Raw genomic sequence first — 6,304 nt, 5'->3', positions numbered from 1 at the left:
GTTGGGTGAGTTCGTCGCGTACCCGGGCCAGGCGCTGGTGCCACCATGCGGTCCGGTCTCGGTCGGTGAGCTGGAACTTCTCGAGCAACTCCGGGGCGGGAACCGGCGGTGTACGCGGGACGGCAAGCATGCCTTCGACCGGTCGCAACGCGTGTTCCTCGACCACGGTATCGCCCTCGAGCAGGCTGAGTGTCCCCAACCCACAGGCGAAGTCGAGATCCGGGAGGGTGGCGGCGAGGGCGAGTTGGGCGGCGAGTCCGACGCTGGTTTCCAGCGCCGAGGACACCACGCAGGGCAGCCCTGCTGCCTGGGCGACCTGCACGGCTCGACGGACCCCGCCCAACGGGGTGCACTTGATGACCGCGACATCGGCTGCGCCGGCCACGGCGACTTTCATGGGGTCCTCGGCGCGGCGGATCGATTCGTCGGCCGCGATGCGGACACCGACTTTGCGGCGAACAGCAGCGAGCTCGTCGATGGTGCGGCAGGGTTGTTCGACGTATTCCAAACCCGCGGCGGCCGCATCGAGTCGCCTGATGTGGTCGATGGCGGTGTCGATGTCCCATAGGCCGTTGGCGTCGATGCGGATGTGGCCGTGGGGACCCAATGCAGACCGGACAGCTTCCACACGGGCGAGGTCTTCGGGCAGGGATTCGGGATGGTCGGCGACCTTGACCTTCGCGGTGCGGCATCCGGACACGGCCACGATGTCGTGAGCGCGCTGCGCGTCGACGGCGGGCACGGTCGCGTTGATCGGGATCCGGTCGCGGACCGGTTCGGGCCAGCCGACGGTCGCCTGTTCTATGGCGGTGGCCAGCCAGGATGCTGCCTCGTGGTCGTCGTATTCGGCGAACGGGCAGAACTCACCCCACCCGGCTGGGCCTTGCACGAGCATTCCTTCGCGGACGGTGATGCCGCGGAAGCGGGTGCGCATGGGGATGGCGTAGACGCGGGCGTCGGCCCAGTCGATGTCGAACTCGGCGGCGGTCATCGGGTTGCGGTGTCCTCGTTCCGGGATGGGGTGGGTAGGTGGTCGCGGACGCGGCCGAAGCCATACCCAGTGTGCCCGAGCAGTGCAACCAGTCATACACGCTGAGGCACCCCCTCGGGTGATCTCTGCGCGGACCGCAATGTGGACGGACTCGGTGTCGCTGGCCCCACTCGCACGCTCCGTGCTGACGGTACTACCAACAATAAGTTCGCACTTGCGCACTTATTGTCTTAATCTGGTGTGAGTAGCCAGACTGGAGGTCGATGTGATCGAGGCGTTGCGGCACCCGCAGTTCCGCAGACTGTTCACCGCGCAAGTTCTGGCCCTGATCGGCACGGGTTTGCTCACGGTCGCGCTGGGGTTGTTGGCATACGAGTTGGCCGGTAGCGACGCAGGCGCGGTTCTCGGGACTGCGCTGGCGATCAAGATGATCGCCTACGTATTCGTGGCGCCGGTCGTCGCGGCGATCACGGATCGAGTGCCACGCCGCGTACTGCTGGTATCGGCCGACGCGGTGAGGTCGGCGGTTGCGCTGGCGTTGCCGATGGTCACCGAGGTGTGGCACATCTATCTGCTGATCTTCGTGCTGCAGGCGGCGTCGGCCACCTTCACCCCGGCGTTTCAGGCGCTCATTCCGTCGGTGCTGCGCGACGAAGAGACCTACACCCGCGGCATATCGCTATCGCGGCTGGCCTACGACTTGGAGTCTGCGCTGAGCCCGATGCTCGCGGCAGCGCTGCTGACCGTGATCAGCTACGACCTGCTATTCGTCGGTACAGCTACTGGTTTCATCGCCTCGGCGGTTCTGGTGGTGCGTACGAGGCTGCCGCGGCTGGCGCCAGCGAACCGCACGGCATCACTGATGTGGCGAACTACTCAGGGGGCCCGGTATATGCGTACCCGACCAGTTCTGCGCGCATTGTTGACGATGAACCTCGTCGTCGGTGCGGCAACGGCGCTGGTCGTGGTGAACACGGTCGTTTATGTTCGAGACCTGCTCGGCGGAACGGAAACCGGTGTGGCTGTGGCGCTCGGCTGCTACGGCGGCGGCTCCATGGCCGTGGCCCTGGCGATGCCGCGCATATTGGCGTGCCTGCGCGACCGCACAGTCATGCTCATCGGTTGTGCGGTAGTGCCGGTCGGCATACTCGGGGCCATCGTGATCGGTGCGACGACCCCTGCGCCGGGTCCTGGCTGGGCAGTGTTGGCCGGCGCGTGGGTCGTGCTCGGCGCGGGTACGTCGATGGTCAACACACCGGCGGCGCGCCTGGTGCGCGCCCAAACGACCCCAGAGGTGCGGACAGCGGTATTCGCCGCCCAATTCTCTTTGTCGCATGCCTGTTTCCTGGTCACCTACCCGATAGCTGGATGGGTCGGCGCTGCGGCCGGTCAGCCGGCTGCCGCCATGGTCCTCGCCGCGATGGCTACACTTGCGGCAATCACGGCTGCTCGACTGTGGCCGGCGGAGATGCCCTCCACCCCAGTGGCGGAGGCAGCGGGAAGGCGGTGAGCGATGGCGGGCAACGGCGAGCCGGTTGCCGACCCATCTGCGGCACCCAGCTTCGTTCATCCGGTCCGCCCCGATCAGGCGCGCCTCGAGGCAGCGACCGCGGCATTTCGAATGCTGTCCGACGCTACCCGATTGCATATCTTGTGGGTGCTCGCGGAAGGGGAAGCCGACGTCACCGCACTGGTGGATTCGTGCCACGCCTCACGTACCGCGGTCAGTCAACACCTGGCGAAGCTGCGATTCACCGGTTTGGTCGAGACCCGCCGGGAGGGGCGCCACATCATTTACCGCATCCGTGATGGCCATCTCGCGCGCTTGGTGCGGGAAGGCCTCAATCTTGCCGATCACATCGTCACCGGTGAACCTCCGCACGCGTAGTAGCGCGATGCGGAGGCCGAAGGCAGCCCGGCGGCCGGTCCGGTTGCCGAATCAGGCCGGGCGGATGGCACGGATATAGCTGAGGCGGCCGGCAAGCCAGTGCCGCTGCCCCGCAACCTCGGTGCAGTCGAAGCCCGCCGCGCGGAACAGGTCGGGTATCGCCTCGCCGACGTTCTCGACCAGATGCGGGTTCCGCAACACCATGCGAGTGGCCCAGCCATCTGTGGTGTGCATTGCACCACCGACGTCGACCAGATGGAGGCGCCCTCCAGGGCGTAACACCCGCAGAATCTCGCTGGCCGCGGCGGCCTTTGCATCGTTGTCCACGTGGTGCAGCATGAGCGACGACAGCACTCGATCGAATGTCCCATCCGGGTAGGGCAGGCTCTGCACGAAGCCTTGCTCGAAACGAATACCGTTCATTCCCAGTGCTTTACGCTTCGCCTTGGCCAATGCCAACGGATCCGGGTCCGAACCGGTCACCTGCACTCCGGGGTGCCTACGTTGCGCACGGATCGAGAGATCGCCTGGTCCGCACCCGATTTCGAGCACGCGCTGACCGTCGGCGAGTCCGGCTTGGTCGATGAGTCTGTCGTGCACTCTGCGGATACCCAGCAGCCGAGTGAACAGGTCGTAGCCGGGCAACAGCAGATTGTGCCCGGCGGCTGGCAGATAGTGCCCGTGGCTCGCGGCCGCGGTGCTGTGGTGTTCGTGATGATCGGTCATGATCCCAGCGTGGCGTGACCCGACGGCGAGATGGTGGATGATCTGTGGCAGAAATCGGACCATCTTCGGTTCGACTATCGTCGGTGGTATGTCGGCCAGTATTTCCGAACCGGCGCGCCTGGTGCGACACCGCGACGGCATTCCGGTCTTCGACTACCGCACGGATCCGGCTGTGCCGCCGGTGTCGGTACTGCGTGCGGAGGGGCTGATGCGGCTGCGTCATACCCGTCCCCACATCCATCAATTCCCAATCTTGATGTATGTCTCCGGCTCCGGCGCTGCGTATGCGGTGGCGGCAGGCCACGTGATCGACCCTGCACGGTCACTCGAATGCTCGCCTGTCGCCGCTGTAGCTTTCGATCCGACCTCGCTCGCCGGCGACAAGCATGCGCTGTGGCCGATGTGGCGGGCGCATCCCTTGCTGGTTCCCTTCCGGCATCGTCATCCGGACGGTTTGTTGCCGCTTCGGGTGCCCGCTGCACGACACGGGATATGGGAGGCCGCGATCGCCGCGATCGAACATGAACTGGCTGTGCGGCAGACCGCGCAGCAGCACGCAGTGCTCGCCCACCTGACGGTGCTGTTGGTCGACCTGGCGCGAATGACCAGTGATATCGCGGTGGATCCACACGACGACGGTGATCAGCTCCTTGCCGCGGTGTTCGACGAGATCGACCGCCGCTACACCGAGCCCCTGTCGTTGCGCGACATTGCCGAGGCGGTCAGTCTGACCCCGGGATATCTGACCACATTGGTAGGCCGGCGTACCGGTCGAACCGTTCAGGAGTGGATCACCCAGCGCCGTATGGCCGCGGCCCGGTATCTGCTCATCAACACCGACCTCCCAGTGGATCGAGTTGCCTGTCGGGTGGGTATATCCGACCCGACATACTTCATCAGACTGTTCCGGCGCCACCATGACATCCCGCCCAGACGGTGGCGCAATCACCACACGATCCGCGACGATCAGCGCCGCCTTGCTCTGTCGACGACCCGTTAATATTTGACTGCTCATTCTTATATCGAGTAGCGTGCACGCATGCCCAGAACCAAGGAATTCGACCCGGACACCGCGTTGCGGGCGGCGCTGTCCACATTCTGGGAGCGCGGGTACGAGGCGACATCGATAGCGGATCTGGTCGAACGTCTCGGTATCGGGCGAGCGAGTATCTACGCCACTTTCGGTGGCAAGCGGGAGTTGTATTTCGCTGCGCTGGACCGCTATGCCGAACTCGTCGACCCCGACCTCGCGGCGAGCTTGTCCCGCCCGGGGCCGGTTCTGCCTGCAGTGCAGGCGCTGGTCGCGCGGTATGCGAGCGAAGCTGCCGGCCCAGAGGGCCGCCGTGGATGCTTCGTTGTCAATACTGCGGTGGAGCTGGCCCCGCACGACGCGGTAGCGGCCCGACGCGTCCAGGCCAGCTGGGACTTTCTGGAGACCGCGCTGACCGCAGCGCTGTTGCGTGCACAGGCGCAACGCGAACTGCGCGATAGTGCGGATCCCAAGGCGCTGGCTCGATGTCTGCTGGTGTTCTTGCAGGGCCTACGGGTGTCAGGAAAAGCGACGACCGAGCCGGAGCGACTGCACGACGCCGCCGAGCAGATATCGGCGCTGCTGCACTGACTACACGGGGTGATGCTGGATCCCGCCTCGGCCGGTCTCCAAATAATGGAACGCTCAGTCAATTATTATTGTCGATCACGATCGAGGAGGACATCGTGACGCCCTTCGTCGGAAAAACCGCACTGATCACCGGTGGTGGCGGCGGCATAGGCCGCGCCATCGCCACGTCGTTCGCGCGACATGGCGCGGCTGTCGTCGTCTCGGGCCGGTCCATGGACGTTCTGGCGCAGACTGTCGAGCTCATCGAAGCAGAAGGAGGCCGAGCTACCCCGGTCGTGGCGGATGTCACTCGATCCGTCGAAGTTGCGCGGCTCGTAGCGGAGGCGACAGCCGCGCACGGTCGTCTCGATATTGCGGTGAACAACGCGGGTGCGTTGGCTGCGACCGGACCGATCGGCGATATCGACGAAGGCCAGTGGGACGACCTGGTGGCGGTCAATCTCACCGGAACCTTCCTGGCGATGAAACATCAGATCGCCCAGATGCGTGACAGCGGCGGTGGCGTTATCGTCAACGTCGCTTCGAACCTGGGGCACCACATGCGGTTGCCGGGGCTCGGCGCCTATGTCGCGACCAAGGCTGCCGTGAGCGCGTTGACGCGTAATGCTGCTCTCGATCACATTCGCGACGGTATCCGAATCAATGCAGTCAGCCCCGGTCCGGTCGACACGCCGATGTCGATCGGACCCGGCGAAGATCGCGAGGCGCGTGATGCCCGGATGCGACAGCAACTCCCCGCCGGGCGCGTCGCTACTGTGAACGAAATCGCCTCGGCTGTGGTGTATCTCGCCTCTTCAGAGGCGGAATTCCTCGTTGGGACCGATCTGGTGATCGATGGCGGCGCCACCGCCTGAGCTCGACGCAGCCCTCCCTTGACACTGCAACGGCGTTTCGGGTGAGGTTGCCCACAGCGCCAGTGCTGCATGCCGACGAAACCACCGGCCGCGCAGCCGGGTCGCTTGCGTACGCGCATGTAGCCTGCTCGGCCAATGTCCGCTGTTCATGCAGCGGGAGGTGTACCCCATCCCATGACTCCGTGGCGAAGTACAGATCTGAAGATCAGAAGTCCTAAAATAGG

At 65.2% G+C, this 6,304-nt stretch carries 7 protein-coding genes; 5 read left to right on the top strand and 2 right to left on the bottom strand.

Features of this window, described 5'->3' with window-relative positions; genetic code table 11:
- Window positions 1–991 (bottom strand): o-succinylbenzoate synthase (locus tag K940_RS0120215; protein WP_036529474.1); only part of this gene is annotated, 991 nt, incomplete at its 3' end.
- Window positions 992–1,256: 265 nt separating this feature from the next.
- On the opposite strand from K940_RS0120215, the gene K940_RS0120210 reads away from it, so the two are divergent.
- Together K940_RS0120210 and K940_RS0120205 are read left to right on the top strand one after the other, a co-directional pair.
- A complete protein-coding gene (locus K940_RS0120210) occupies window positions 1,257–2,501 on the top strand; it encodes an MFS transporter (RefSeq protein ID WP_028478983.1) in 1,245 nt (414 codons plus the stop codon).
- 3 nt (window positions 2,502–2,504) lie between these two features.
- A complete protein-coding gene (locus tag K940_RS0120205; protein ID WP_028478982.1) occupies window positions 2,505–2,879 on the top strand; it encodes a helix-turn-helix transcriptional regulator in 375 nt (124 codons plus the stop codon).
- 51 nt (window positions 2,880–2,930) lie between these two features.
- Here the strand turns inward: K940_RS0120205 and K940_RS0120200 are convergent, their stop codons facing one another.
- The gene (locus K940_RS0120200) at window positions 2,931–3,605 is read right to left on the bottom strand and encodes a class I SAM-dependent methyltransferase (RefSeq protein WP_028478981.1); all 675 of its coding nucleotides are present in this window, start codon (window positions 3,603–3,605) and stop codon (window positions 2,931–2,933) included.
- Window positions 3,606–3,693: 88 nt separating this feature from the next.
- Here K940_RS0120200 and K940_RS0120195 point away from each other — a divergent pair, with 88 nt between their 5' ends.
- The 3 genes from K940_RS0120195 to K940_RS0120185 all read left to right on the top strand — a co-directional run bounded on the left by K940_RS0120195 (window position 3,694) and on the right by K940_RS0120185 (window position 6,080).
- The gene (locus K940_RS0120195) at window positions 3,694–4,605 is read left to right on the top strand and encodes an AraC family transcriptional regulator (protein WP_231390455.1); all 912 of its coding nucleotides are present in this window, start codon (window positions 3,694–3,696) and stop codon (window positions 4,603–4,605) included.
- A gap of 39 nt (window positions 4,606–4,644) precedes the next feature.
- Window positions 4,645–5,226, top strand: coding sequence for a TetR/AcrR family transcriptional regulator (locus K940_RS0120190; RefSeq protein ID WP_028478979.1), 582 nt, complete (start codon window positions 4,645–4,647; stop codon window positions 5,224–5,226).
- A gap of 95 nt (window positions 5,227–5,321) precedes the next feature.
- The gene (locus tag K940_RS0120185; RefSeq protein WP_036529484.1) at window positions 5,322–6,080 is read left to right on the top strand and encodes an SDR family NAD(P)-dependent oxidoreductase; all 759 of its coding nucleotides are present in this window, start codon (window positions 5,322–5,324) and stop codon (window positions 6,078–6,080) included.
- The last annotated feature ends 224 nt before the right edge of the window (window positions 6,081–6,304 follow it).

This window comes from Nocardia sp. CNY236 (genome assembly GCF_000482385.1).
In the GTDB taxonomy this organism is placed as follows: Bacteria; Actinomycetota; Actinomycetes; order Mycobacteriales; family Mycobacteriaceae; genus Nocardia.
The sequence above is the reverse complement of the archived record's forward strand: the minus strand, read 5'-3'. Positions and strand labels throughout refer to the sequence as shown.